We start from the raw sequence: 24,080 nt of genomic DNA, 5'->3' as shown, positions 1-24,080 counted from the left end.
TTTCATCCGAAGTTCCGGGATTCGTGGGATTCTCATCGTATGACGCCGATCACGGAGGTGGAGGGGCGGCGCCTGGCGCTCAGCAATCTGGAGAAGGTCATCCACCCCGCCACCGGGACCACCAAGGGCGAGATCCTGCACTACTACGCCACCACGGCGGGTGCGATCCTCGCCCATCTCCACAACCGCCCGCTGTCCTTCCTGCGGTACCCGGACGGGCCCGACGGCCAGCTGTTCTTCACCAAGAATCCGCCGCCGGGAACGCCCGACTGGGTCCGGAGCGTCGCCGTCCCCCGTTCGGAGGACAAGAACGCCCGGCAGGTCCTCGTACAGGACCTCGCGTCGCTGATGTGGGCGGCGAATCTGGTCGTGGAGTTCCATACGCCGCAGTGGCAGGCGGACGAGCCCGCGGTGGCCGACCGCATGGTCTTCGACCTCGATCCGGGCGCCCCGGCGACGATCGTCGAGTGCTGTGCCGTCGCGCTCTGGCTGCGCGAGCGGCTCGCGGCCGACGGTCTGCACGCCTACGCCAAGACCTCGGGCTCCAAGGGGCTGCATGTCCTCGTGCCGGTGGAGCCCACCCCCTCCGAGAAGGTGTCGGCGTACGCCAAGAGCCTCGCCGTCGAGGGCGAGGCCGCGCTGCCCAGCCTGATCCTGCACCGGATGAAGCGCTCCCTGCGGCCCGGCAAGGTCTTCGTCGACCACAGCCAGAACGCCGCCGCGAAGACCACGGCCGCCCCCTACACCCTGCGCGCCCGCACCGAGCCGACCGTTTCGACGCCCGTCACCTGGGAGGAGATCGAGGCACACCAGAGCCTCGTCTTCCGGATCGGCGACATCGCGCCACGGCTGGACCGGTACGGGGATCTGCTCGGCCCGCTCATCAACCTCAACCGGGCCGGGCGGCTCCCGGCCGGGCCGCTGCCGTGAACGCGCCCGGGCCGCCCCTGAAGGTCGCGCTCGCCGAGTCGGTGAGCGCTCTGCATCGGCCGTCGTCATTCCCCTCGATCGCGCACACGCCGCCCGCGAACAAGGCTCACGTAACTAAGGCTCACGTAACTGTTGAGGCTGTCCCGGTGACAAGCCGACGAGGACGGCGAGCCTCTCCCTGCCCTGAGGGTCACGCAGATCGAACCTGGCCGCATGGATGAGAGCTCGCCGACAGTGGCCTTGCGACCACCCGTCGATGTCATGCGCCCCCGGCCTGCGGACGAGATCCCCGAGCAAGGCAGCGCCCCCGGGGGCTTTCAGTACTCCCTCAAGCTCGATGGATTCCGCGCCCTCGCCTTCATCCTCGAGGGCGGAAAAGTCTTCTTGCAGTCCCGCTCACGAAGGGACCTCTCCAAGGAATTCCCCGAGATCGCCGCATACCTGCGAGATCACTTGCCACCGGGAATCGTGCTGGACGGTGAATTGTGCGCCTACCGGGACGGGCGATTGAGCTTCACCGACTTGCTCCGGTCCCACAGTGATCGCGAGCTCTCGGGAGTCCCGGTGTCCTACATCGCGTTCGACATCCTCGCTGTTCCAGGCCGGGATGTCAGGGCCCTGCCCCTCAGGGAGCGTTGGGAGCTGCTCGGAGCCGCGCTGAAGGACGTCGGCCCACCCCTCCAGCGTGTGCTGGCAACGCTGGACGAGGAAACCGCCCACGTCTGGTTTCGCGACATGAGAGCCGTGGGCGTCGAAGGAATCGTAGCGAAAACACTGAGCTCGCCCTATCGGGCAGGAGGAACCTGGACCTGGAGGAAGATCCGGCATTCCGATACGAGGGATGGCACGCTTCTCGGCGTTTTCGGCCCGGCGGACCGACCGCATGCACTTCTCGTGCGGCTTCCCGATGATCGAACTGTGAAGACCTCGCCGCGCTTGACGGCAACGCAGTCACGGCAGGTCGGCGAGCTGGTACGCGGTCGCTTGGAAGATTTGACGGACCACCCGGACCACGGGCCCGTGCGGATGCTCACCGACCCTCTCCTCGTCGAACTGCGCCAGGCAGCCGGACGCCACGAGACCGCCCGTTTCGTACGTGTTCGGTCCGAGGGATGAGCAGCGGGCAGCTGGTGTCTGCGACAGCCCGATGCCCCGCTCGCGCAGCCGAGAACGCCGACGGGGCGGCGTACATCGACGCGGTGTCGGTGTACGCCGCCCTGGGGCGGGACGAGTTGCGGGAGGCGGCCCGCGTGCTCATGTCGGCTACTTCGGGTCGCGGTTGAACACCGCCTTCGACCACAGGTAGCCGAGCCCGGTCAGTCCCAGGCACCAGGCGATCGCGAGCCATCCGTTGTGGCCGATCTCGGTGCCGAGCAGCAGGCCGCGCAGGGTTTCGATGGCGGGCGTGAACGGCTGGTACTCGGCGATCGGCTGGAACCAGCCCGGCATCGCGTCGACCGGGACGAAGGTGCTGGAGATGAGCGGCAGGAAGATCAGCGGCAGCGCGTTGTTGCTTGCGGCCTCGGCGTTCGGGCTGACCATGCCCATGCCGACCGCGATCCAGGTGAGCGCCAGGGCGAACAGCGTGAGCAGCCCGAATGCCGCGATCCACTCCAGGGCCGTGGCATCGGTGGACCTGAAGCCGATGGCCACGGCGACGGCGCCGACGAGGACCACGCTCGTGATCGACTGCAGCACGCTGCCGATGACGTGTCCGATGAGCACGGAGCCGCGGTGGATCGCCATCGTGCGGAAGCGGGCGATGATGCCCTCAGTCATGTCGTTGGAGACGGACACCGCGGTGCCGATCGTGGTGCTGCCGATGGTCATCAGCAGCAGGCCCGGCACGAGGTAGGCGATGTACTCGGAGCGGTCGGCGCTGCCGCCGCCGATGCCTGCGCTCATCACGTCGCCGAAGATGTAGACGAACAACAGCAGCAGCATGATCGGCGTGAGCAGGAGGTTCAGGGTGAGGGACGGGTAGCGCCGCGCGTGCAACAAGTTGCGGCGCAGCATCGTGTTCGAGTCGCGCACGGCGAGGGAGAGGGAGCTCATCGGACGGTCTCCTTGGGCTGGGTGGGGACGCCGGCGTCGGCGGTCAGGGCGAAGAACACGTCGTCGAGGTCGGGGGTGTGCACGGTCAGCTCGTCGACCTCGATGCCGGCGGAGTCCAGCCAGTCGAGGATGGAGCGGAGCTCGCGCTGAGTGCCGTCGCTGGGGATCAGCAGCGCCAGTGCCTCGTCGTCCCTGGTGACCTCGCGCAGCGCGAGGGCGGCGGACTGGTAGGCGGCCGGGTCGGTGAACCGCAGCCGCACATGCCCGCCGGGGATGAGCCGCTTCAGCTCCGCGGCGCTCCCCTCGGCGGCGATCTTCCCGTCGTTGAGCACGGCGATACGGTCGGCGAGTTGGTCGGCCTCCTCCAGGTACTGGGTGGTGAGGAAGACGGTGACGCCGTCGGAGACCAGCTCGCGGATGATCTGCCACATGGTGTGGCGGCTGCGCGGGTCGAGGCCGGTGGTGGGCTCGTCGAGGAAGATGATCCGCGGGCCTCCGACCAGGGTCATGGCGATGTCGAGGCGCCGCTTCATGCCGCCGGAGTAGCTGGAGGCGGGCTTCTTCGCGGCCTCGGTGAGGTCGAAGCGCTCCAGCAGCTCGGCGGCGACCCGCCGCCCTTCCCGCTTGGGCAGGTGGTGCAAGTCCGCCATGAGGAGCATGTTCTCCTCGCCGGTGATCAGGCCGTCGACAGCGGAGAACTGCCCGGTGACACCGATCGCGGCACGCACCGCCTGCGGGTCGGCGGCCAGGTCGTGGCCGCCGATGTGGATTTCGCCAGAGGCGGGGCCGGCGGTGATCAGGGTGGAGAGGATGTTGACGGCGGTGGTCTTGCCCGCGCCGTTCGGGCCGAGCAGGGAGAAGATCGTTCCTTCGGGGACGGCGATGTCGATGCCGTCGAGCACGGTCTTGTCGCCGTAGGACTTGCGCAGCCCGTTCGCCGCGATGGCCAGGTCGGTCATGAGGAGGTGCTCCTTTTACAGGCTGCGGGCGGTGACGTCGCCGTGGTCGGTGGTCGCGTGGATGGTCAGGCCGGCGGCGGCGCCGTCGGTGTTCTTGAGCGCGTTGTGGATCCGGCCGTAGCCGGTGCCGGCGTCCAGGGAGGCGGAGACTCCGTGGGCGGCGCCGACCGTCACGTCGCCCATCCGGGTGCGCAGCACGACCATGCCGGAGGTGGCCTCGGCGATGTGGATGTCGCCCTTTTGGGTGCTGATCTCCGCGGGGCCGGTAAGGCGGCCGACCGAGACGTCACCGGCGTCGGCGGCCAGGCGCACGCTCGCGGCCTCGTCGATCTTGACCGCGCCATGTGCGCCCTCGCAGGCAACGTCGCCGAGCCGTCCGACGCCGCGGATCTCGGCGCAGGACGCCTTCGCCTCGATGCTCGAGCCGGCGGGCAGCTGGACGGTCACCTCGATGGACCCGGAGGGGCCGAAGTACTGGTTCTTCGCCGCCGGGGCCTCGATCCGCAGGACACCGTCGACGTATACGACCGTGGCCTGCTCCGCCGCCTTCACATCGCGGCCCTTCGAGGCGTCGGCGGGCAGGACCTCGACCGCGGTGTCGGCCCGCTCGGCGGCGATGAACTGGATGCGCCCCGCGGGGATGTCCAGTACGGCGGTGATCGGGGCGGGTGTGTCGAACTTCTGCATCGTGCTCTCCTCTACGTCTACGTTCACTGTTCGTTTCCGACAACAGAAACGCTACGTTGCATTCGAGGATCCGGCAATGAGTTCGTTGCGCATTGGTGGCATCAGTGCAGGTCGAGCCTAGGAATTCATTGCAATGACTCTGCGCGTAATGCAACGACAGAAGGAGGGTGCATTGCAATGACATGGAGTGAACGCTATGCTGGGGCATCAAGGAACCGCGAAGGAGATTGCGATGCCGGGAGGCAGGCTCACCCAGCAGGACCGCCAGAAGATCGCGCTGGGGCTGGCGGACGGCCTCGCCTACGCGGAGATCGCCAGAGGTCTCGACCGCCCCACCTCGACGATCACGCGTGAGGTGATGCGCAACGGCGGCCCCACCGCCTACCGCGCCGACTTGGCCCACCGCGCCACCGAACGCCGCGCCCACCGGCGCAAGCACACCCCGCCCCGAGGGCAGGGAGCGCCGACGCAGGGCCACGGGCGCGACGCCGAGGCCGTGCGCGAGTACGAGGAGACGTTCACCACCCTCCTCATGCAACAGGGCCTGCCCAAGATGATGGCCCGGGTGCTGACCTGCCTTTTCACCGCCGACGCGGGCAGCCTCACCGCGTCCGAACTCGTCCAGCACCTCCAGGTCAGCCCGGCGTCCGTCTCCAAGGCGATCGCGTTCCTCGAAAGCCAGGGCCTCGTCCGCCGGGAACGCGACGAACGCCGCCGCGAGCGCTACCTCGTCGACGACGACGTCTGGTACCAGTCGACGATCGCCAGCGCCCGCGGCACCGCCCAGATCGCAGAGACCGCACGGCAGGGCGTCGGCATCCTCGGCCGCGAAACCCCGGCCGCCGCCCGCCTTGAGAACATCGCCCGCTTCTGCGACTTCATCAGCGAGAGCATCCTCCGCGCCGCGCTGCAGGTCCGCGAGGTCCTCTACACGAAACCCGAAGCGAGCTCAGGCGGCACGGCCGAGTCGAGTTCAGATCGCTGATAAAGGCTCAACGGTCGGTGAGCAGCCCGGCGTCGTGTGCGAGGACGGCGGCCTGTACTCGGTTGGCGCAGCCGGTGCGGGTGAGGATCCGGCTGATGTGCGCCTTGACCGTGCCGGCGCTCAGATACAGCTGATCGGCGATCTCCGCGTTGGACAGGCCCGTGCCGAGCAGCCGCAGGACATCCCGTTCGGCCGGGGTCAGCTCTTCGGTCCTGCGCAGAGCGGCCTCGGTTTCCCGGCCTGACCGTACGTGCCGTTCCAGCAGCTGCCGGGTGATCCTGGGCGCCAGGACCGGTTCACCCCTCGCGGCGAGTTGCACGGCGCGGATCAGCTCGGCGGGACCGGTGTCCTTGAGGAGGAAACCGCTCGCCCCGGCCCGCAGGGCGCGCGTCACGCTCGCTCCCTCGCCGAATGCCGTCAGCATCACGACACAAGTGCGGGGCGAGAGACGGGCGATGTCCTCGGCGGCCGCGATTCCGTCCCGGGTCGGCATCTGGATGTCGAGGAGGGCGACGTCGATGTCCTGGGCGCGGCATGCCGCGGCGGCTTCCCGACCGTCGCCCGCCTCTGCGCCCACTTCGATGTCCTCGGCGTTCTCCAGGATCAGCCGGATTCCCGCACGCATCAGTGCCTCGTCGTCGGCGATCAGGACTCGGATCATCAGCTCATCTTAGGACTGCCGTCGTCAGCAGTACGACGAGGCAGCCCACCGTCGGCAGGACCACGAGCAGCGCCACGCAGCCCGATCCCAGGACTCGCGGCCAGGTCAGGATCTCGTCCGACAGCGGCGCACGGGCCCCTTCCTGCCCGATGCCGCCGGAGGGAAGGCGGGCCGTGTCCGGAGGGGTTTCAGTGAAGGCCCCCTCAAGCGCGGCGGACTCAAGGGGCTTCCCGTGGGTGGGCAGCCAGGCCGCCATGCGGAAACCGCCGTTCGTCAAGACGCCCGCTTCGAACGTGCCGCCGAGCAACGAGATCCGTTCCTGGCAGCCGGCCAGCCCGCTGCGGCTTCCCCCCCTGGGAGTGGTCCGCCGCGCGCGGTGGATCGTTGGTGACGGACACCACGATCCCCTTGTCCGTGCCTTTGACCTCCACCTTGGCGGGCGCGCCGGATGCGTGTTTCAGCACGTTCGTCAGCCCTTCGCGGACCACCCGGTGGATCGCCTGACGCGTACGGAGGCCCACCTCGGCCGTGTCGGGAACGGACCAGTCCAGCTCGACGGTGCTGCCTGTCTGCCGGGACTCCGTCACCAGAGCGGTGATGTCCTCACGCGTTCCGCTCTCGTCCCCGGTCCTGTCCGTCAGGTCCGTGATGTCCACGTGCCGCAGGACACCGAGGATTTCGCGCAGTTCCCCCATGGCCGTACCGGCGGTCGTGCGCAGCAGCTCGGCCTGTCCGACGAGGGCGGGTGCCTGTCGCGCGGCGGCGAGTTCAAGCGCCCCGGCGTGCACCGAGATCAGGCTCAGCCGGTGGCCCAGGAGATCGTGCATCTCTCCCGCGATCCGGGTCCGTTCCTCCGTTCGGGCCGCTGCGGCGGTCAGCGTGCGGGTCTGTTCCAGATAGGCGTTGCGTTCCCGCAGCAGGCTGACCAGGGGCCGCCGCCGCCCCAGCAGGGTCCCGGCCAGGGTGGGGAGCAGCAGAAGCAGCACCGCGGAGACCGCGTTGCCGGCCAGTTCCAACGGCAAGGCATCGGACCGGACCAGGGCACGGGCGACGGTCAGGGCACCGACGGTGGCGCAGGCCACCCCGACGGCCTGCCACGCACGCCGCTGCGGTGCGATACGACGGGTGGCGGACAGCACGACCAGCGGCACCACCGCCAGCGTCCACACGTTGTCACCCACGAGCAGCAAAGAGGCGCAGAGGACCGCGGCGACCGGCCGGACGCGCCGAGCGGGGACGATCAGCGCCGCCCAGACCCCCTCCAGCACCGCCGACGCCGGCCGTTCCGGGGGCGCCAGCAGCAGCAGCGGCAGCAGGCAGAAGGCTGCCGCCAGGGCACAGACCAGCGCCTCGACGACGACCGTACGGCGCTCAGCGGCACGCATCGCGGCCCAGCTCTCGACCGCCTCGCGGCGCACCCACCGAGGCACACCGGTCAGCGTGCGTCCCAGCCATACGGACGGGGGCGGCGGCTGTGTGTCTTCGGGCACCTGACTCATGACCACCCCTGCCCCGCCACCGTGGATCTCCGGGAGGAACGGTAGCTGCTGCGGCGGGCGGTCTCCGCACGGCGGAACTCGGGTGTCATGCGCCCAGCCGGAGGCTCAGCTCCGCCCGCAACGCGGCCACGTCCACCTGGCCGGCAGCCAGCAGCCGTGCGACCACGCCACCAGCCCCGGCGTCCGCATCCGTCGCCGACTCGTCGAGCAGCGCGGACAGCAGGTGGACCGTACCGACCGTGGGCGAGCCGTGCTCGGCGGCGGACAGCCGCGCGACCGCCACGGTCCGGTCGGCGGCAGCGGACAGCCGCACACGGTCGCCGTCGGGAACAGCGGCAGACGGGATCGCCGAAGCCGAAGAGACCAGGGAAACCTGCCGTACGCCGTGCCGGCGCAGCAGAGCCGGAGCAGAGTTGGCGCCCGACAGGCTCCCGGGAAGCGAGTGCCCGGCAACGGACAGTGCCCGGTCCAGGGCCAGTATCCCCAGCAGGAGATCCACCGGCTCCGCCGCCGCGCGCCCGCACCGTACTGCTTGCCGCACGGCCTCGACGGACACCGCGAACAGAACCGGTGAGCCGTTCACGGCGGCCCCGGAGGTCCACGAAGTCAGCGCGCGTGTCAGGCGGTTACCGCTCTTGCCCAGCGTTCCGGCCCGGCGAAGAAGGGTGACGCCGCGGGATTCCGGTCCCGCGGTCTCCGCCTGGGCGCTCGCGTCCAGTCTGTCGAGCGCGGTCGCCGCGGCGGCCGGATCCAGCCCCTGCAGCAGCAGGGCTTCCCGTGCCCTGCTGTCCGGCAGGTCCAGCAGGGCACGGGCCGCATGCCGGCAGCGCACCGCTGTCGTCCCCTCGGCGCGGGCCGACCTGAGCGCGAGCAGCAGGCACGCGCGCATCGCCCCGGTCATCCCGGGCAGCATCGGGCCGCTCTCCGAAGCCGATCCGCGCGAACCGAGGCCGAAGCGCCACCGTGCTTCACGCCAGGCCGCATCGACCTCCACCTCATCGGCTTCCGCGCCGGCCGCGACCGGCGCACTGTGCACCTCGTCGTCACTCACCCAACCGCGGCCCGCGCGGCCGGAGATCAAGCCGCTGAGCGCACCGGCCTTCCGCATCCCCGGCGCGATCGCCGCACCGGCGTCCGTGTCCCCCAGCACGAGCGCGGCCAGCAGGGTGTCCGTCCCCACGGCCGGCAACTCGCGCCTGACCGCACGGCGCAGTGTCTCCACGAGCAGGTCCATGACGTCCGGCTCGAACTCTGTGGTCGCTCCGATCACGGCCGTGGCGTCGGCGTGTGCTCCGGTCGTCCCTCGCTGATCCATCGAACCTTCTCCTCGAAGCGCGGTGGCTTGGTCAGAACGACGCTAGACGCGCCCCCCGCGACACCGCGTCGGCCGACCGCCCACACTCCCGGTCCGATCGGCACGCCGGCTACGGAACCCCCGAGGATCACGACTGGCCGGGGAGGATCACACGCGCAGCCAGGTGCGGCGGTCGCGCGCCGCCGCGTACAGCAACTCGATGTCCGCGGGCTTCAGTACGCCGCCGAGCCTGGCCAGCGCGAGCACCTCGTCCTCCCGCAGAATCCGTACGTCCGGTGGCGCGGGCAGCACATCCAGCCGCGCCGCCCCCACCACGGCGAGGACCGGGCGCACCGCCGCCGTCAGCGCGAGGGTCGCCCGCTCGGCCCGGCGGCGGGTCAGCCGCAGCAGCGGGCCGGGCACGCCGCGGCCGGCCCGCACCATCGGGTCGGCGACCCGCACCCGCAGCCGGCGGGCCGCCAGGGTGTGCACGGCCAGCACCCCGCCCGGGCCGACGGCCAGATGGTCGATGCGGTCGGCGCCGGGCAGCGGCACGGAGTGAATGATCCGCCAGCCCGCGTCCTCCAGCCGGTCGAGAGTGTCGCCGAGCAGCTGCTGGGCGGCGAGTTCCGCGCGTCGCGGGTCCCGGCGCAGGCGGCGTCCGTCGGGGAGGCGGTCCAGTTCGGCGTGGAGGGCCTCGCCGGGGCGGTTGGGGGCGAGGTCGTCGTCCGGGTGCAGGGACAGCCTGGCGAGATCGGCGGAGGTGGGCACGGGCGGCGGTCCGACGGAGACCTCGCCGGTCAGATACGGGGCGAGGGCGGCCAGCGCTTCGGCGCGGTGGCGTTCGGAGACCAGGCTGACGCGGCCGCTGTCCCTGTCGTACCAGGCGACGTTGCGACCGTCCGGGAGGCTGACGTACAGCCGGTCCCGGCCCTGTCTGCGAGCCGGCGTGACGCGCAGTCCGCTCATGCCACCACCTCCCGACCATGGGAACAGCCGCGGGGCCTTCGGGGCAATAACCCCGCGATGCCGGAGCCGTGGTGCACACTCTCCCCAAGCGCAAGGTTCTTGGGAGGGGGCAAGTGTGTTCGGGGGGATCGACGAGGTCGACTGGGCATCACTGGCGCACGCCTATGGGCCGGCGGACGACGTGCCTCACATGCTGTTCGGACTCGCGTCCGCGGATCCCGCGGAACGCGAGACGGCGCTCGACGGGATGTACGGAGCAGTGCACCACCAGGGCGATGTGTACGACTCTACGCTCGCCTGCATCCCCTTCCTCATCGAGCTCGTGGCGAATCCCGCGGTCCAGGACCGGGGCGGCATCGTCGAGCTGCTGACCAGCATCGGCGGCATCGATCTGGACGGCGACGACGAACTCGACCCGGAGGACGAGGAGTTCGAGTACGCCGCGAACTACGCGATGGCCTCGTCCGCCGTGACCGCGAGCGCGGACGTCTTCCTCGCGCTGGTCGACGCGCAGGACCGCGGCGTGCGGCTCGCGGCTCCGCTCGCGCTCGCCACGCTGCACGACGATCCCGAGCTGGTGCTCGGACTGCTGCGGGAGCGGCTCGCCGTCGAGCCGGACGCGGAGGTGCGGTTCGCCTGCGTCGAGGCCGCGGGCCGGATCGCGCTGCGCCACCGGCAGCTGGCGCCCGAGGTGGTGGAGTGGCTCACCGTGCTGACCCGGGCGCCGAGCCACCCGGGGCTGCGGCTGGCCGCGCTCGCGCAGCTCGCCCGCTGTGCGCCGGACACGCTGCCCGCCGATGTCGTGCCGGGGGTGACGGGCCTGCTGCGCGAACTGCGAGCGGAGCCGGTCGGCCCCTGCACCGAGCCCGCCGCAACCGCCGCCGAGCCCGCGGCACCCGTCACCGAACCGGCCGGCCCCAGCACGGAGTCGGTCACCCCCGCCGCCGAGCCCGTGGCCGAGCGGCCGTCGACGCCCACCCTCCTCGGGCGGCTGCGCGAGATGCACGAGGCGGACCGGGCCGGCCGCGGCGCCCCCTGGACGGCAGATCTGCTGCGTACGCTCCACTCCGGCCTCGGCAACCGCGTCGACGACCGCATCGCCCTGCTCGCCGACCAGTTGTGCAGCCCCGACTGGGGGCAGCGGATCGACGCCGTACGGATGAGCAGCGGGCTGCTGCGGACCTGGCGCGGTGCGTACGACGAGCTGGTCGGCCTGATCGGCGAGCAGCTCGCCGACCCGGAGAAGGGGCTGGCGGACGCGGCCGCCGACGCGCTCGGGGAGCTGTTCGGCCTCGCCGCCCCCGCCGCGGACGCGCTGGCGGACCGGGTGGCAGCGGACCCCGGGGCCTGGGTGCGGGAGTGGGAGAGCGGGCCGCCCACGCTCGGCAGCGCGGTCGCCGCGCTGGCCCGGGCGGGCGACCGGCGTGCGGTGCCGGTGCTCGCGCGGACGCTCGAGCTGCCCGAGGCACCGCACGATCTGGGCTATGCGCTGGACCATCTGGGCGCGGCCGCGACATCGCTCGCGCCCGCGCTGCGCCACCGGCTCGGCGAGGTCGAACTGGACGAGCGGCTCTACGACCGGGCCGGACCGCTGCTGTACGGGCTGACGGCGCTGCGGGCCGCCGATGCGGTGCCCGAGGTGCTGCGGGTGCTGCGGGGCGCCCCCGACCACCGCAGGGAGTGGGTGGCCGAGTCGGCGCTGCGGGCGCTCACCGCCTTCGGGCCCGGCGCACAAGAGGCCGTTCCGGAGCTGCGGGCGCTGCTGCGCTGCGTGGGCGTGGGCTCAGGCGTCTCGGCGTCCCTCGCGGCGCGGACGGCGGGGGCGCTGTGGGCGATCGAGGGTGACGCCGAGCCGGTACTGCCGGTGCTGCGTGCGGCGCTGTCCGCCGCGGACTCCGGGGCGCGGCGGTCGGCGGCGACGGCGCTCGGCGCGCTGGGGCCGGCGGGCGAGGAGGCTTCCGGGGCGCTTGGTGACCTGCTGGGGGCGCCGGAGCCGTGGACCCGGTTGGACGCGGCGATCGCGCTCTGGCGGGTGACGGGCGAACATGGGCGGGCATGGCCGGTGCTGCTGGCGGCCTGGGAGGGACTGCCGAACACCCGGGTCCCGATCGCCGAGTGCCTCGCGGAGCTGACGGCCGAGGGCGCGGAGCGGATCCTGCGCGACGAGCTGGCGGCCCTGCGACGTCACAACGCGATAGACGGCGGATACGGCAGCCATGACATCTTTACGGACGAGAAGCTGCTGGCCCTGTGCCGGCGGGCACTGACGAGGGAGAGAACGGCATGATCATCTTCGGCACCAAGGGCTACCTCTACCAGCTGGCCATACTCACGCTGGTCTGCGGGAGCTGCGGCAATCCCTCCGCACACACGCTCAGGAAGCGCGTCACGAAGTTCACGCTGTTCTTCGTGCCGCTGTTCCCGTTCTCGACGAAGTACGCGACACAGTGCACGTTCTGCGGCATGGAGCAGCAGGTGACCAAGGAGCAGGCGGAGCAGCTGCAGCTCCAGGGCGCGGGCGGGCCCGGCGGTCAGGCGCACGGGCAGCCGCAGCAGCAGCCCGGACAGCAGCCGTACCAGTACTGACACAACGCCGAAGCCCGGGCTGACGGTCTGTCGGCTCACCTTCGACGCACTATGACATAAAGGGAAAAAGGCCTGCGTCTTGCTACGTTGCGTGGCATGACCGCAACGACGGCGGGGGACGCTCCTCCGCCCGGACTACGCCTCCCCAAGCGGCGGGGCGTCGAGCTCTCGCTCCTTGTCTGTGCCGTCCTCATGTGCGTCTACGGCTACATCGACGTCGGCCTGACGAGGAACAGCGCGGTTCCGCCGGACGCCCTGCGCTACGGAGCGGGCCTCGGCGTGCTGGCCCTCCTCGCGCATCTCGCCGTACGCTTCTGCGCCCCCTACGCCGACCCGCTGCTGCTGCCCATCGCGGTCCTTCTCAACGGCCTCGGCCTGGTGCTCATCTACCGTCTCGACCTGGAGACCCCGCTCGACGAGGCCGCACCCGCCCAGCTGATCTGGTCCACGCTCGGTGTCGCGCTGTTCATCGTCGCCGTCGTCTTCCTGCGCGACCACCGGGTCCTGCAGCGTTACGCGTATCTCTCGGTCGTCGCCGCCCTCGTCCTGATGATCGTGCCGATCCTCTTCCCCGCCGTGAACGGCGCCAAGATCTGGATCCGGATCGGCGGACTCTCCTTCCAGCCGGGCGAGTTCGCCAAGATCCTGCTCGCCGTCTTCTTCGCCGCGTATCTCGCGGCCAACCGCAACGCCCTGGCCTACACGGGCCGCCAGATCTGGCGGCTCCAGCTGCCCACCGGCCGGGTGCTCGGCCCGATCGTCGCGATCTGGCTGCTCAGCGTCGTCGTACTGGTCCTCGAACGCGACCTCGGCACCTCGCTGCTCTTCTTCGGACTCTTCGTGATCATGCTGTACGTGGCGACCGGCAGGACGGGCTGGATCGCCGTCGGCCTGCTGCTCGCGGCGGCCGGGGCGTTCGCCGTCGGCACCCTCGAACCACACGTCCACAGCCGGGTCGAGGACTGGCTCGACCCGTTCGCCACCATCAGGGCGGGCCAGGGCCCCAGCCAGCTCGCCCAGTCACTCTTCGCCTTCGCTGCCGGCGGGATGCTCGGCGCGGGCCTCGGCCTCGGGCACTCCATCCTGATCGGCTTCGCCGCCAAGTCGGACTTCATCCTCGCCACCGCGGGCGAGGAGCTGGGCCTGGTGGGCCTCACCGCGATCTTCATGCTGTACGCGCTGATGGTTGCGCGCGGCTACCGCGCCGGGCTCGCTCTGCGCGACCCCTTCGGACGACTGCTGGCCATCGGGCTCGCCTCGATCATCGCCCTCCAGGTGTTCGTCATCGCGGGCGGCGTGATGGGCCTGATCCCGCTGACCGGCATGGCGATGCCCTTCCTGGCCCAGGGCGGTTCGTCCGTCGTCACCAACTGGATCATCGTGGCGCTGCTCATCCGGGTCAGCGACTCGGCCCGCGCGCCGCATCCCGACGTGGTGGAGACCGGCGTCATCGCCCCGGTCCTGGAGGACGAACGGTGATCCGCTACATCCGCCGCGCCGCCGGCCTGTGTCTGCTGCTCCTGGCCGCGCTGCTGGTCAACGCCGCCCGCGTGCAGATCATCGACTCCACGTCGCTCGACAAGAACCCCGCCAACAGGCGCCTGGCCATTGCCCGTTACGACGAGCCGCGCGGCGACATCCTGGTCGGCGGCAAGCCCGTCACCGGCTCCAGGGACAGCGGCCAGCAACTGCGGTACGAACGCACCTACACCCAGGGCCCGCTGTACGCGCCCGTCACCGGCTACGCCTCGCAGACGTACGGCACCACCCTCATCGAGAACGCCCAGAACGGCATCCTGGCCGGGACCGACCCCATGCTCGCTCCGCTGCCCTTCTGGAACGACATCAGCCGCATCCAGCAGCCCGGCGGCGATGTCGTCACCACCATCGAGCCCTCGATGCAGCGCGCCGCGTTCGACGGGCTCAGCGGCAAGCGGGGCGCGGTCGCCGCGCTCGAACCGTCGACCGGGAAGATCCTGGCGCTGGTCAGCAGCCCTTCGTACGACCCGGGGGTGCTCTCCGGTACCGGACCGCCGGTCAGGACCGAGTGGGCGAGGCTCAATGCTTCGGGCGGCCGGCCGATGCTCAACCGGGCCATCCGGCAGACGTATCCGCCCGGCTCCGCCTTCAAGATCGTGACAGCGGCGGCCGCGCTGGACTCGGGTGTGGTCACGGACGTCGACGCGCCGTCCGGCGCGCCCGATCCCTATGTCCTGCCCGGCACCAGAACGACGCTCCCCAACGCGGCGGACGATTGCGGCGACGCCTCGCTCGCGTACGCCATCCAGTGGTCCTGCAACACCGTGATGGCGCATCTGGGGGTGAAGGTGGGCCTGGCCGGAATGGTGGACACGGCGGGCAAGTTCGGCTTCAACGACCGCGGGCTGCGGATCCCCTCGCGCGTCGCCGTGTCCAATTTCGACCGCCATATGACCGTCGATCAACTGGCCCTCTCCTCGATCGGGCAGTTCGACACCACGGCGACGCCGCTGCAGATGGCGATGGTCTCGGCCGCCGTCGCCAACGGCGGGGATCTCAAACGCCCCTATCTGGTGAACCGGGTGACCAGGTCGGACGGCCGGACGGTCGCGCGGAACTACCCGCAGTCGTACCAGCAGGCGATGAATCCCTCGACCGCGCAGCAGCTCCAGCGGATGATGGTCCGGGCCGTCGAGGAGGGTACCGGCGAGAACGCCGCGATCGAGGGAGCGACGGTGGGCGGCAAGACCGGCACGGCGCAGCACGGCCTCGGCAATTCCGGTCGCCCCTATGCCTGGTTCATCTCCTGGGCGCAGGCGGCCGGCGCGAGCCGGCCGGCGGTCGCGGTCGCCGTGGTCGTCGAGGAGGACGTGTCGGCCGACCGCGGCGAGATCAGCGGCGGCGGCAGCGCGGCGCCGATCGCGCGGGCGGTGATGGAGGCGGCGCTGCGAGACTGACGGCGTGACGGTGGAAGAGGCTCTGGAGCGGATCGCTCGGCTCGACCCTGAGCTGTGCGCGTTCATCGAGGTGTTCGGCGAGGCGGCTCGGGCACGCGAGGTGTCGCGCGAACTTCCCCTCGCCGAACTTCCCCTTGCCGGGCTGCCGTTCGCGGTGAAGGGTCCCTCGGGCATCCGTTCGTACGCGGCCCGCCGGCTGATCGCGGCCGGCGCTGTGCCGGTCGGCTCGACGGCGGTGCCGGGCCCCGGCACGTACTGGCAGACCTGGGGTCTCGGCGCGCACGGCCGCACGGTCAACCCCTGGCGCCCGGACCGTACGCCGGGCGGCTCGTCGGCCGGTTCGGCGGTGGCGGTCGCGGCGGGGATGGTGGGCCTGGCCACCGGCAGCGACGGGGCGGGGTCGGTGCGCATCCCGGCGGCCTGGTGCGGGGTGTTCGGCCTGAAGACGACGAACGGCCTGCTTCCGTCGCCCGACCGGACCGGCCTGGCGTCGGCGGGGGTGCTGACGCGCACGGCGGCGGACGCGCGGGCGTATCTGCGTTGCGTCCTCGACGGGTACGCGGAGGTGCGGCCGCCGTTCCCGGTACGGGCGCGCTGGTCGCCCGACCTGGGTTTCGCCCGGACTGATCCGGAGGTGGAGTCGGTCGCCCGGGCTGCGGTGGAGCGGCTGGTCCGGGCCGGAGTCCTGTGCCTCGACGAGCGGCCGTTCGCGCTGCTCGACCCGAGGGACGCATGGCAGGCGGTACGGCGCGGGGAGCCTACGGCGGGGGCGGCGCTGCGCACGGAGAACGACCGCCGTCTCGGTGCGCTCTTCGCGGACACGGAGCTGCTCCTCACCCCGGCCACCCCGAACCGGCCGCACGGCCACGACGGCCCCGGCGAGCTCTACTCCACCGCCCTGACCTGGGCTTTCAACCTCAGCGGCCACCCGGCGGCAAGCATCCCGGCCGGCTTCACGAGCGACGGCTGTCCGGCCGGCCTGCAACTGGTCGCGGCGCGCGGCGCGGACGTCTCGCTCCTCGAAATGGCAGTGGCGGCGGAGGGCACACGATTATGGTGCGCTCATGACCATGACCTACCAGCTCGCCCAGGTGAACATAGCCCGGCTCAAATTCCCGCTGGATTCCCCGGAGCTGAAGGACTTCGTCGACGGTCTGGACCCGGTGAACGCCGTCGCGGACGCGGCGGAAGGCTTCGTCTGGCGGCTGCAGAGCGAGACCGGCAATGCCACGGATGTGCCGGTCTTCGGGGACGAGTGGCTGATCCTGAACATGTCGGTGTGGCGGGACGCCGACGCCCTGACCGCGTTCATGTACCAGGGACAGCACCGGGAGCTGCTGGGGCGGCGCTACGAGTGGTTCGAACGTGTCCAGGAGGTCATGGCCACGCTGTGGTGGGTGGAGCGGGGCCACCGCCCGACGGTCCAGGAGGCGGAGGAACGCCTGCGTCACGTACGCGAACACGGCCCGACGGCACGGGCGTTCACGCTGCGGACGAGCTTCCCGCCGCCTTCGGCGGAGTGATCAGCCCGGCTGCTGCCCGCGGCGGTTGACGGCGGTGAGGTCGATGTCGAGGGGGAACGGAAGGTCCACCTTGAGCTGCTTGTGGTGGATGCCGGTGTGCGCGTACGTGCGGGTGGCGGGGTCGAGCTCGTATACGTACACGACAGGGAGCCCGTCGTCCTCCTCCACACGCCAGAAGTGCCGGATGCCTGCCCTGGCGTACTTGCGGGGCTTGACCTCGCGGTCACGTTCCACGGAATCTGCGGAGACGACCTCCACCGCGAGGATCACGTCCTCGGGCTCGAACCACGTCTGTCTCGGGCCGGCGTCCGCCTCGACCGGCACCACGACAACATCGGGCTCCGGTCGACTGCGCCTGTCCAGTCTGACCGTCATTTCCCCGAGGGCCTCCAAATGCTCCGGCGCCTGGCTCGTCAACGCGTGCACCAGAAAGTGGATGGTGCGCGTGTGAGATTCGGAAGCTTGTCGAGGTCGTCCGCCGTCCAGCCGTCGGCTGGCGGACGGGCCCACTCGTACTGCTCGTCCAGCCCGTACTCGCGTGCGGCGCTCATGATTGCTCCCATGCGACGGCGTCTGCCTGGCACAGCCAGCGTACCCAGCATGGATGCGCACTTGCCCCTCGTACGAGTGAGCGACACTCCTGGCGTTGACCGCCCGCTGCCGCGCACGTGGTCCGGGCCCGGCGTCCGCAGCCGCCGGGGCCCGGCAGCAAGTCGTTCGACACGCTGCTGGAGGCGCACTCGAAGGACCTCCGCCCGCGGCCGGCCCTTGAGGTTCACGCGTCAGCCGGCCGCCTGGGCACCCTCCGCACCCGCCGCGATCGCCTCGTCCACCTCCGCGACCCGCGCCTGCTCCTCCGTCGCGAAGCGTTCGCGGTCGAGCTGCTCAGCGATCTCCTCGTCCTGGGACATCAGGAGGTCGAGATTGGCGTCGCCCATCTCGAAGACGCCCATGTCCAGATACGCCTTCTGCAGGCGCTCGCCCCACAGCCCGATGTCCTTGACGCACGGCACGATCCGGCTGAACAGCAGCTTCCGGAACATCTGCAGGAATTCGGACTGCTCGGAGAGCTCTGCCGCCTCGGCCTTGGGGATGCCGAAGTTCTCCAGCACCTCGACCCCGCTGAGCCGGTCGCGCATCAAGTAGCAGCCCTCGATGACGAAATCCTCGCGCTCGCGCAGCTCCGCGTCGCTGAGCTCCTTGTAGTAGTCACGCAGCGCCATCCGCCCGAAGGCGACGTGCCGGGCCTCGTCCTGCATGATGTAGGCGAGGATCTGCTTCGGCAGCGGCTTGTCCGTCGTGTCCCGGAGCAGGCCGAACGCGGCGAGCGCGAGCCCTTCGATGAGGACCTGCATGCCCAGGTACGGCATGTCCCAGCGGGAGTCGCGCAGGGTGTCGCCGAGCAGCCCCTGGAGGTTGTCGTTGATCGGGTAGAGCATCCCGATCTTCTCGTGCAGGAAGCGGCTGTAGATCTCCGCGTGCCGGGCCTCGTCCATCGTCTGGGTGGCGGAGTAGAACTTCGCGTCCAGGTCGGGCACCGACTCCACGATCCGCGCCGCGCACACCATCGCGCCCTGCTCGCCGTGCAGGAACTGGCTGAACTGCCAGGAGGTGTAGTGCCTGCGCAGCTCCCCCTTGTCCTTCTCGGTCAGCTTCGGCCAGTGGCGCGAGCCGTAGAGCGTGAGCGCCTCGTCGGGGGTGCCCAGCGGGTCGTACGGATCGACCTGAAGGTCCCAGTCGATGCGCTTGACGCCGTCCCACTGCTTGTCCTTGCCCTTCTGGTACAGGGCGAGCAGCCGGTCGCGGCCGTCTTCGTACTCCCAGCTGAAGCGGGCCGCGCCGGAGGCCGGGACCTGCCAGTGGAGACTTTCCGGCGCGTGCGTGTAGCGGTCGTGTGTCGACACTGACGGCTCCTTCGCCTCATATCCCGCACCACTACGGACAGTTGGCAGGCTCACACGTTGGTAGACGTCCCGTCAACAAGTCGTACGCAAGGGATTGACGGTCTTGCTGACAGGCATTCTCATAAGGGTTGACGTTGCTCACCCCACCCGCGAGGTGCCCTCAGCCATGACGACAGTGACCGAACGCGACGTGCAGCTGCTCCGTGACGCGCTGGGCCCGCTCCGGGACCGGGAGCAGGTCGCCCAGCGCCTCCTCGAGTCCTCCGCCAAGCACTCCTTCGACCCCGACAAGGAGCTCGACTGGGACTCCCCGGTCGAGGAGGGCAAGTGGTTCTGGCCGCCGGAGCTGCTCTCCCTCTACGACACCCCGCTGTGGCACAAGATGTCCGAGGAGCAGCGCCTGGACCTGGCCAGGCGCGAGTCGGCGTCGCTCGCCTCGCTGGGCATCTGGTTCGAGATCATCCTGATGCAGCTGCTGGTCAGGCACATCTACGACAAGCCCGTCACCAGCAGCCATGTGCGGTACGCGCTCACCGAGATCGCGGACGAGTGCCGGCACTCGATGATGTTCGCCCGGATGATCCAGAAGAGCGGGGCGCCGGCGTACCCGGTACCGCGGCTCTACCACAATCTGGCGCGCATCCTGAAGACCGTCTCGACCACACCGGGTTCGTTCGCGGCGACGCTGCTCGGCGAGGAGATCCTCGACTGGATGCAGCGCCTCACCTTCCCGGACGAGCGCGTCCAGACCCTGGTGCGCGGCGTCACCCGCATCCATGTGGTGGAGGAGGCGCGCCATGTGCGGTACGCCCGCGAGGAGTTGCGCCGGCAGATGGTGACTGCGCCGCGCTGGGAGCAGGAGCTCACGCGCCTCAGCTGCGGGGAGGCCGCACGCGTCTTCTCGGTCTGCTTCGTGAATCCGCAGGTGTACACGGATGTCGGCCTCGACCGGCGCGAGGCGGTCGCCCAGGTGAAGGCGAGCGGCCACCGCCGCGAGGTGATGCAGTCGGGCGCGAAGCGGCTGACGGACTTCCTCGACGACATCGGCGTCCTGCGCGGCCCGGGCCGCAGGCTCTGGAAGAGCTCCGGCCTCCTCGCGAAATCCAAGAACGGGGCGGTTACGCTGCGAGCATGACGAGTCCCGCTCCAGCGACCCGTGCGTACCGACGGCTCAGCGTCGAGGAGCGCCGCAGGCAGCTCCTCGCCGCCGCGCTCACGCTCTTCGCGCACCGGCCGCCGGACGAGGTCTCTCTCGACGACGTGGCAGAGGCGGCGGGCGTCTCCCGGCCCCTCGTCTACCGCTACTTCTCCGGGGGCAAGCAGCAGTTGTACGAGACGGCTCTCCGCTCCGCCGCCGACCAGCTGGAACTCTGCTTCACCGAGCCGCCCGCGGGGCCGCCCACCGAGCGGGTCTCCCGGGTCCTCGACCGCTATCTCGTCTTCGTCGACGAGCACGACGCCGGATTCAGCGCGCTGCTGCGCGGCGGCAGCGTCGCAGAGACCTCCCGTACGACGGCGATAGTCGACGAGGTGCGGCGGGCCGCGGCCGAACAGATCCTCGTCCACATCGGAGTGGCGCGGCCGGGACCGCGGCTGCGGATGATGGTGCGCACCTGGATCGCGGCGGTCGAGGCGGCCTCGCTGATCTGGCTGGACGAGGAGAAACAGCCGCCGGCGGACGAGCTGAGGGACTGGCTGGTCGACCATCTGATCGCGCTGCTCGCGGCGACGGCGGCGAGCGACGAGGAGACGGCGAAGGCGGTCAGGGAACTGGTGGCGCTGGAGACGCCGTCGGGGGCGGTGGGGGTGCTGGCGCGGCGGGTGGGGCCGGTGGTGGGGGACGCGGGGGGCTTGCTGTAGCGGACGCCGGGCGTCAAAGCCGTCCGCGGAGCGAGCCGTCCCCCGAGTCGCTACGGGGCTTATCCGAAGCGGCCCTCCACGTAGTCCGCCGTCCGCGGGTCCGACGGCGCGGAGAACATCGCCGGAGTGGGGCCGTGTTCGACGATGGCGCCCGGCGTGCCCTGTTCCGCGAGGAAGAAGGCGCATTGGTCGGAGACCCGTGCCGCCTGCTGCATATTGTGGGTGACGATCACGATCGTGACCTCGTGGACCAGTTCGCGGATCGTTTCCTCGATGCGGCGGGTGGACGTCGGGTCGAGCGCCGAGCACGGTTCGTCCATCAGGAGGACCTTGGGGCGGATGGCCAGGGAGCGGGCGATGCACAGACGTTGCTGCTGGCCGCCGGAGAGTGCTCCGCCGGGCTGGCGGAGGCGGGTGCGGACCTCCTTCCAGAGGCCTGCCTTGGTCAGGCACTCCTCCACGAGGTCGTCCCTGGCGCTGCCGCCCAGCCGGATGCCGGTGAGTTTCAGGCCCGCGGTGACGTTGTCGTAAATGGACATCGCCGGGAACGGGTTCGGCTTCTGGAACACCATGCCGACCTGGCGCCGCGCCTCGGTCAGCCGTTGGCCGGGCGCGTAGACGTCCTGGCCGTCGATCAGCACCTCGCCCGCGAGGGAGGCGGACGGGACGAGTTCGTGCATGCGGTTGAGGATGCGCAGGAAGGTCGACTTGCCGCATCCGGAGGGGCCGATGAGGGCCGTCACCAGGCTCGTCGGCATGGTCAGCGACACGCGGTCGAGGACTTTGTGGTCGCTGAACCAGGCCGAGATCCGGCGGGCCTCAAGGGTCGCCCCTGTGGCCCCGGTCGCTCCGGCGGCTCCGGTCGCCCCGATGGCTCCGGTGCTCCCGGAGCCACCGGCGTGCGCCGGGAGCGGGAGGGTGGTCTCGGTCTGGGTGGTCTGGTCGGTCACGGCACATCCTTGTTCGGCGGAGACTGGGTTACAGCAGGTTGGGGAGCAACAGCGCCGCCTGGTCGGCGACCGCCAGGCCGAGGGCGCCCAGCAGCGGCACGCCCACCACCCACGTGTGCGGCCGGCCCCAGCGGGCGTGCGCCCATGCGATCGCCGCGGCCGCCAGCACCAGCCCCTGGCCCCACAGCACGAGCGGCAGCCAGGCCGTCTGCTGCATGGCCATCGGCCTCTCGTCCTGGGGCAGGGCCCCCGGCGGGACGGCAGTCGGCGGCGTGGGCTGGGCGTCCGAGACCAGGTCGGCGTCCACCCGCAGAATGCCGCGGGCCATGAACGGGGTGCCGTCCGCCGTGATGAGGGTGAGGCGGCCACGGCCGCCGGTGAGCGCCTGCGGCTGGGGGTCGCCCTCCCGTCGCGGGCCGATGACCTTGTACGTGTGCTTCCCCTGCCCGGTGGTCACGGTGAACCGGTCCCCCGCGGTCAGGTCGCCCAGCCGCCCGAACGGCCCGCCATAGGTCGCCTGGCGGCCCATGATGACGCTGACTCCGGCCTGGCCCGGCAGCGTGGTGTCCCGGCGGTGGCCCGCCCCCCGGGCCAGGTCCTGTGCCGTGGTGCCCTCGCGGGCGACTTCGCGCAGCTGGAGTACGGGGATCTCCAGCAGCGCCACTGGCGCGCCGGGTTCCGGCGCCATGCCGCCACCCGCGGACCGGCCGACGGGGGCGACACCATTGGCCAGGTCGGACCGGAAACCGGCGTAGTCGACCTGCCGGTCGCGGGCATGCCGGAGGTCGCCCACGAGACCGACGTCGACGACGAATCCGAGCAGCAGCGCGGCGAGGATGCTCAATGCCGCGCTGACGACGCGCAGTCCGGGCCCGGCAGCCGGACGGCCGGACGGCGCGGGGCCGCCGGGTGATGTGCCGCGGACGGGAGCGCCGTCCGCGGCCACGGCGTCGGCCAGGGCAACCGGTGCCGTCATCCGATCCTCCGTGACACTGAGGTGGCGTAACCCCAGGCGTATCCGGGGCGCTTGGCCGTGATGGTGACGGTGAGCAGGTGGCCGCGGTCGGCCCTGGTCGGGTAGTACGTCACGCGGTTCGCACCGGTGATCGTCCACCCGTCGCGCTTCCAGGTGTAGCTGTACGTGGTGGCTGCGGGGGTCCACGTCCCCGGCCTCGCGGTCTGCCGGTAGCCAACCTTGGCGGTGCCGGTGATCGAGGGCCTCGTCACGTTCTTCAGCGCCGGGCCCGCAGCCACGGTCACGACCGGGCTGGTCGAGGTGGTACTGCCGGTGCTGTTGGCCGCGATCGCCCGGCAGGCGGTCTTGTGGTTGTAGTCGGCGGCGACGAGGGGGCGGGTCTTTGCGGTCGCGCCCCCGATCACCGCGCCGTCACGGAGCCAGAGGTACGAGACGGAGGTCGCGCCGCTGAAGGCCACGGTGCAGGTGGCCGTATAGCCGACCTTGAGGGTGCCGGTCACCTTCGCCGGTGTGACGACCACCGGGGGCTTGATCTTAACCGTGTACGACAGAGCCGCGGAGGCCGAAGTGGCGTACGCGGCCGGGTCGGAGGGGATGAACTCCGCCTTCAGCGCGTGGGTGCCGACGGCCAGGCCGCTGGTGGTCAGGGTGGCCGTCCCTGCGGACACGGCGACGGGGGTGCCGAGCTGGGTCGCCCCGTCCAGGAAACGTACCGAACCGGCCGCCTCGGCCGGGGCGACGGTAGCGGTGACCTTCACGGCAGTGCCCTGGACGACCGGGCTCGCCGGAGCCGCTGCGAGGGCGGTCGTGGTCGCGGCGGCGGGCGCGATGCTCTGGTAGGCGGTGCTCGAGGTGAACCAGATGGGGGCGGTGAAATCGCCGTACGTCGTCGAGCCGAACGCGGCCCGGCAGGTCAGCGTGAAGTCGTAGCGCCCCTGCAGCGTGGTGAACCCCGCCGTACTGGCGTAGTCCCGCATCGTCTGCGTCAGCGGCACCACGATGCCGCCGGCGCCCGAGGAGCCGTACGTCTCGATCGGTGAGTTGCTCACCACGATCTGGCCCTCGGCGGGGAAGCCCGAACCGGCCACGGAGACGATGAGGTTGGTCGCCTCCGCCGGGCACGGCCCCGCGGTGGTCAGCGTGACCCCGCTGGTGTCCGTACCGGTGGCCGGGGTCACCTCCATCGAGCCGAGGACATCCGCCCTGGCTCCGGTGGTGCCGAGCGCGAGCGCGCCGACGGCGAGGAGCGATGCGAGCGCGACCGACAAAGGCCGGCGTGCAGTTGAGAACTTCATGGCCTGTCTCC

General features: G+C 70.9%; 23 protein-coding genes and 2 pseudogenes. 12 read left to right on the top strand and 13 right to left on the bottom strand.

What is annotated here, in order from left to right; all coding sequences use genetic code 11:
* Positions 1–39 precede the first annotated feature (39 nt).
* From ligD to ACFYWY_RS03745, 3 genes are all read left to right on the top strand, one after another.
* Positions 40–930 (top strand): non-homologous end-joining DNA ligase, encoded by an 891-nt coding sequence (ligD, locus tag ACFYWY_RS03755; RefSeq protein WP_389179114.1) that lies wholly within the window; start codon positions 40–42, stop codon positions 928–930.
* Between the two features lie 213 nt (positions 931–1,143).
* Positions 1,144–2,046: a DNA ligase gene (locus ACFYWY_RS03750; protein ID WP_389179112.1), complete on the top strand. Its 903-nt coding sequence runs from the start codon at positions 1,144–1,146 to the stop codon at positions 2,044–2,046.
* Positions 2,043–2,213 carry a hypothetical protein gene (locus ACFYWY_RS03745; protein ID WP_389179109.1) on the top strand — a complete coding sequence of 57 codons (171 nt, stop codon included), beginning with the start codon at positions 2,043–2,045 and terminating at the stop codon, positions 2,211–2,213. The genes ACFYWY_RS03750 and ACFYWY_RS03745 overlap by 4 nt, the downstream gene beginning before the upstream one ends.
* Here ACFYWY_RS03745 and ACFYWY_RS03740 read toward each other — a convergent pair.
* The 3 genes from ACFYWY_RS03740 to ACFYWY_RS03730 are packed head-to-tail and all read right to left on the bottom strand — an operon-like array spanning position 2,194 to position 4,631.
* Positions 2,194–2,985, bottom strand: a complete 792-nt coding sequence (locus ACFYWY_RS03740) for an ABC transporter permease (RefSeq protein ID WP_389179106.1) — start codon at positions 2,983–2,985, stop codon at positions 2,194–2,196. The two genes, ACFYWY_RS03745 and ACFYWY_RS03740, sit on opposite strands and share 20 nt — an antisense overlap.
* On the bottom strand, positions 2,982–3,944 hold the full coding sequence (locus tag ACFYWY_RS03735) for an ATP-binding cassette domain-containing protein (RefSeq protein ID WP_389179103.1): 963 nt from the start codon (positions 3,942–3,944) through the stop codon (positions 2,982–2,984). Before ACFYWY_RS03735 ends, ACFYWY_RS03740 begins: the two co-directional genes overlap by 4 nt.
* Before the next feature lie 15 nt (positions 3,945–3,959).
* A complete protein-coding gene (locus ACFYWY_RS03730) occupies positions 3,960–4,631 on the bottom strand; it encodes a DUF4097 family beta strand repeat-containing protein (RefSeq protein ID WP_389179100.1) in 672 nt (223 codons plus the stop codon).
* A gap of 232 nt (positions 4,632–4,863) precedes the next feature.
* On the opposite strand from ACFYWY_RS03730, the gene ACFYWY_RS03725 reads away from it, so the two are divergent.
* Positions 4,864–5,616: a helix-turn-helix domain-containing protein gene (locus ACFYWY_RS03725; protein ID WP_389179097.1), complete on the top strand. Its 753-nt coding sequence runs from the start codon at positions 4,864–4,866 to the stop codon at positions 5,614–5,616.
* A 7-nt stretch (positions 5,617–5,623) separates the two neighbouring features.
* Here the strand turns inward: ACFYWY_RS03725 and ACFYWY_RS03720 are convergent, their stop codons facing one another.
* The 5 genes from ACFYWY_RS03720 to ACFYWY_RS03700 form a co-directional block, all read right to left on the bottom strand.
* Positions 5,624–6,277, bottom strand: coding sequence for a response regulator (locus tag ACFYWY_RS03720; RefSeq protein ID WP_389179094.1), 654 nt, complete (start codon positions 6,275–6,277; stop codon positions 5,624–5,626).
* Between the two features lie 4 nt (positions 6,278–6,281).
* Positions 6,282–6,533 carry a hypothetical protein gene (locus ACFYWY_RS03715; RefSeq protein ID WP_389179091.1) on the bottom strand — a complete coding sequence of 84 codons (252 nt, stop codon included), beginning with the start codon at positions 6,531–6,533 and terminating at the stop codon, positions 6,282–6,284.
* Positions 6,496–7,776 carry a histidine kinase gene (locus ACFYWY_RS03710; RefSeq protein ID WP_389179088.1) on the bottom strand — a complete coding sequence of 427 codons (1,281 nt, stop codon included), beginning with the start codon at positions 7,774–7,776 and terminating at the stop codon, positions 6,496–6,498. The genes ACFYWY_RS03715 and ACFYWY_RS03710 overlap by 38 nt, the downstream gene beginning before the upstream one ends.
* 85 nt (positions 7,777–7,861) lie before the next feature.
* Positions 7,862–9,091 carry a Clp protease N-terminal domain-containing protein gene (locus tag ACFYWY_RS03705; RefSeq protein ID WP_389179085.1) on the bottom strand — a complete coding sequence of 410 codons (1,230 nt, stop codon included), beginning with the start codon at positions 9,089–9,091 and terminating at the stop codon, positions 7,862–7,864.
* Between the two features lie 147 nt (positions 9,092–9,238).
* Complete coding sequence (locus ACFYWY_RS03700; protein ID WP_389179082.1) at positions 9,239–10,039, bottom strand: nuclease-related domain-containing protein; 801 nt, start codon at positions 10,037–10,039, stop codon at positions 9,239–9,241.
* 115 nt (positions 10,040–10,154) lie between these two features.
* Between ACFYWY_RS03700 and ACFYWY_RS03695 the strand changes: the two genes are divergently transcribed.
* From ACFYWY_RS03695 to ACFYWY_RS03670, 6 genes and pseudogenes are all read left to right on the top strand, one after another.
* Entirely contained in the window at positions 10,155–12,326 is a 2,172-nt protein-coding gene (locus ACFYWY_RS03695; protein WP_389179079.1) for a PBS lyase, read from the top strand.
* Positions 12,323–12,625 carry a zinc-ribbon domain-containing protein gene (locus tag ACFYWY_RS03690; protein ID WP_389179077.1) on the top strand — a complete coding sequence of 101 codons (303 nt, stop codon included), beginning with the start codon at positions 12,323–12,325 and terminating at the stop codon, positions 12,623–12,625. The genes ACFYWY_RS03695 and ACFYWY_RS03690 overlap by 4 nt, the downstream gene beginning before the upstream one ends.
* Before the next feature lie 96 nt (positions 12,626–12,721).
* Positions 12,722–14,104, top strand: a complete 1,383-nt coding sequence (locus ACFYWY_RS03685; protein ID WP_389179074.1) for an FtsW/RodA/SpoVE family cell cycle protein — start codon at positions 12,722–12,724, stop codon at positions 14,102–14,104.
* Positions 14,101–15,561, top strand: coding sequence for a penicillin-binding transpeptidase domain-containing protein (locus tag ACFYWY_RS03680; RefSeq protein WP_389179071.1), 1,461 nt, complete (start codon positions 14,101–14,103; stop codon positions 15,559–15,561). Before ACFYWY_RS03685 ends, ACFYWY_RS03680 begins: the two co-directional genes overlap by 4 nt.
* Positions 15,562–15,571: 10 nt before the next feature.
* Positions 15,572–16,603, top strand: a pseudogene (locus tag ACFYWY_RS03675) (amidase family protein); the annotation flags it as partial.
* Between the two features lie 22 nt (positions 16,604–16,625).
* The gene (locus ACFYWY_RS03670) at positions 16,626–17,084 is read left to right on the top strand and encodes a DUF3291 domain-containing protein (RefSeq protein WP_389179068.1); all 459 of its coding nucleotides are present in this window, start codon (positions 16,626–16,628) and stop codon (positions 17,082–17,084) included.
* On the opposite strand, the pseudogene ACFYWY_RS03665 reads toward ACFYWY_RS03670, so the two are convergent.
* Together ACFYWY_RS03665 and ACFYWY_RS03660 are read right to left on the bottom strand one after the other, a co-directional pair.
* Positions 17,085–17,635, bottom strand: a pseudogene (locus tag ACFYWY_RS03665) (Uma2 family endonuclease).
* A gap of 231 nt (positions 17,636–17,866) precedes the next feature.
* The gene (locus ACFYWY_RS03660) at positions 17,867–18,988 is read right to left on the bottom strand and encodes a ferritin-like domain-containing protein (RefSeq protein ID WP_389179066.1); all 1,122 of its coding nucleotides are present in this window, start codon (positions 18,986–18,988) and stop codon (positions 17,867–17,869) included.
* A gap of 166 nt (positions 18,989–19,154) precedes the next feature.
* On the opposite strand from ACFYWY_RS03660, the gene ACFYWY_RS03655 reads away from it, so the two are divergent.
* Together ACFYWY_RS03655 and ACFYWY_RS03650 are read left to right on the top strand one after the other, a co-directional pair.
* The gene (locus tag ACFYWY_RS03655) at positions 19,155–20,123 is read left to right on the top strand and encodes a diiron oxygenase (protein WP_389179063.1); all 969 of its coding nucleotides are present in this window, start codon (positions 19,155–19,157) and stop codon (positions 20,121–20,123) included.
* On the top strand, positions 20,120–20,848 hold the full coding sequence (locus tag ACFYWY_RS03650; protein ID WP_389179060.1) for a TetR/AcrR family transcriptional regulator: 729 nt from the start codon (positions 20,120–20,122) through the stop codon (positions 20,846–20,848). The genes ACFYWY_RS03655 and ACFYWY_RS03650 overlap by 4 nt, the downstream gene beginning before the upstream one ends.
* A gap of 59 nt (positions 20,849–20,907) precedes the next feature.
* Here ACFYWY_RS03650 and ACFYWY_RS03645 read toward each other — a convergent pair whose 3' ends face one another.
* The 3 genes from ACFYWY_RS03645 to ACFYWY_RS03635 all read right to left on the bottom strand — a co-directional run bounded on the left by ACFYWY_RS03645 (position 20,908) and on the right by ACFYWY_RS03635 (position 24,069).
* On the bottom strand, positions 20,908–21,720 hold the full coding sequence (locus ACFYWY_RS03645) for a phosphate ABC transporter ATP-binding protein (protein ID WP_389179584.1): 813 nt from the start codon (positions 21,718–21,720) through the stop codon (positions 20,908–20,910).
* Between the two features lie 106 nt (positions 21,721–21,826).
* Positions 21,827–22,774 carry a sortase domain-bontaining protein gene (locus ACFYWY_RS03640; protein ID WP_389179057.1) on the bottom strand — a complete coding sequence of 316 codons (948 nt, stop codon included), beginning with the start codon at positions 22,772–22,774 and terminating at the stop codon, positions 21,827–21,829.
* Positions 22,771–24,069 carry an Ig-like domain-containing protein gene (locus ACFYWY_RS03635; RefSeq protein ID WP_389179054.1) on the bottom strand — a complete coding sequence of 433 codons (1,299 nt, stop codon included), beginning with the start codon at positions 24,067–24,069 and terminating at the stop codon, positions 22,771–22,773. The genes ACFYWY_RS03640 and ACFYWY_RS03635 overlap by 4 nt, the downstream gene beginning before the upstream one ends.
* Positions 24,070–24,080 lie beyond the last annotated feature (11 nt).

The sequence above is a fragment of the Streptomyces sp. NPDC002870 genome, assembly GCF_042888505.1.
In the GTDB taxonomy this organism is placed as follows: Bacteria; Actinomycetota; Actinomycetes; order Streptomycetales; family Streptomycetaceae; genus Streptomyces.
The sequence above is the reverse complement of the archived record's forward strand: the minus strand, read 5'-3'. Positions and strand labels throughout refer to the sequence as shown.

Bases quoted from the DNA above. Each gene is read 5' to 3' on its own strand.
- ACFYWY_RS03710 (WP_389179088.1), bottom strand. From the start codon at position 7,776: ATGAGTCAGGTGCCCGAAGACACACAGCCGCCGCCCCCGTCCGTATGG.
- ACFYWY_RS03715 (WP_389179091.1), bottom strand. From the start codon at position 6,533: ATGGCGGCCTGGCTGCCCACCCACGGGAAGCCCCTTGAGTCCGCCGCG.
- ACFYWY_RS03745 (WP_389179109.1), top strand. From the start codon at position 2,043: ATGAGCAGCGGGCAGCTGGTGTCTGCGACAGCCCGATGCCCCGCTCGC.
- ACFYWY_RS03700 (WP_389179082.1), bottom strand. From the start codon at position 10,039: ATGAGCGGACTGCGCGTCACGCCGGCTCGCAGACAGGGCCGGGACCGG.
- ACFYWY_RS03650 (WP_389179060.1), top strand. From the start codon at position 20,120: ATGACGAGTCCCGCTCCAGCGACCCGTGCGTACCGACGGCTCAGCGTC.
- ACFYWY_RS03705 (WP_389179085.1), bottom strand. From the start codon at position 9,091: ATGGATCAGCGAGGGACGACCGGAGCACACGCCGACGCCACGGCCGTG.
- ACFYWY_RS03655 (WP_389179063.1), top strand. From the start codon at position 19,155: ATGACGACAGTGACCGAACGCGACGTGCAGCTGCTCCGTGACGCGCTG.
- ACFYWY_RS03725 (WP_389179097.1), top strand. From the start codon at position 4,864: ATGCCGGGAGGCAGGCTCACCCAGCAGGACCGCCAGAAGATCGCGCTG.
- ACFYWY_RS03750 (WP_389179112.1), top strand. From the start codon at position 1,144: ATGGATGAGAGCTCGCCGACAGTGGCCTTGCGACCACCCGTCGATGTC.
- ACFYWY_RS03740 (WP_389179106.1), bottom strand. From the start codon at position 2,985: ATGAGCTCCCTCTCCCTCGCCGTGCGCGACTCGAACACGATGCTGCGC.
- ACFYWY_RS03720 (WP_389179094.1), bottom strand. From the start codon at position 6,277: ATGATCCGAGTCCTGATCGCCGACGACGAGGCACTGATGCGTGCGGGA.
- ACFYWY_RS03735 (WP_389179103.1), bottom strand. From the start codon at position 3,944: ATGACCGACCTGGCCATCGCGGCGAACGGGCTGCGCAAGTCCTACGGC.
- ACFYWY_RS03690 (WP_389179077.1), top strand. From the start codon at position 12,323: ATGATCATCTTCGGCACCAAGGGCTACCTCTACCAGCTGGCCATACTC.
- ligD (WP_389179114.1), top strand. From the start codon at position 40: ATGACGCCGATCACGGAGGTGGAGGGGCGGCGCCTGGCGCTCAGCAAT.
- ACFYWY_RS03670 (WP_389179068.1), top strand. From the start codon at position 16,626: ATGACCATGACCTACCAGCTCGCCCAGGTGAACATAGCCCGGCTCAAA.
- ACFYWY_RS03730 (WP_389179100.1), bottom strand. From the start codon at position 4,631: ATGCAGAAGTTCGACACACCCGCCCCGATCACCGCCGTACTGGACATC.
- ACFYWY_RS03685 (WP_389179074.1), top strand. From the start codon at position 12,722: ATGACCGCAACGACGGCGGGGGACGCTCCTCCGCCCGGACTACGCCTC.
- ACFYWY_RS03640 (WP_389179057.1), bottom strand. From the start codon at position 22,774: ATGACGGCACCGGTTGCCCTGGCCGACGCCGTGGCCGCGGACGGCGCT.
- ACFYWY_RS03635 (WP_389179054.1), bottom strand. From the start codon at position 24,069: ATGAAGTTCTCAACTGCACGCCGGCCTTTGTCGGTCGCGCTCGCATCG.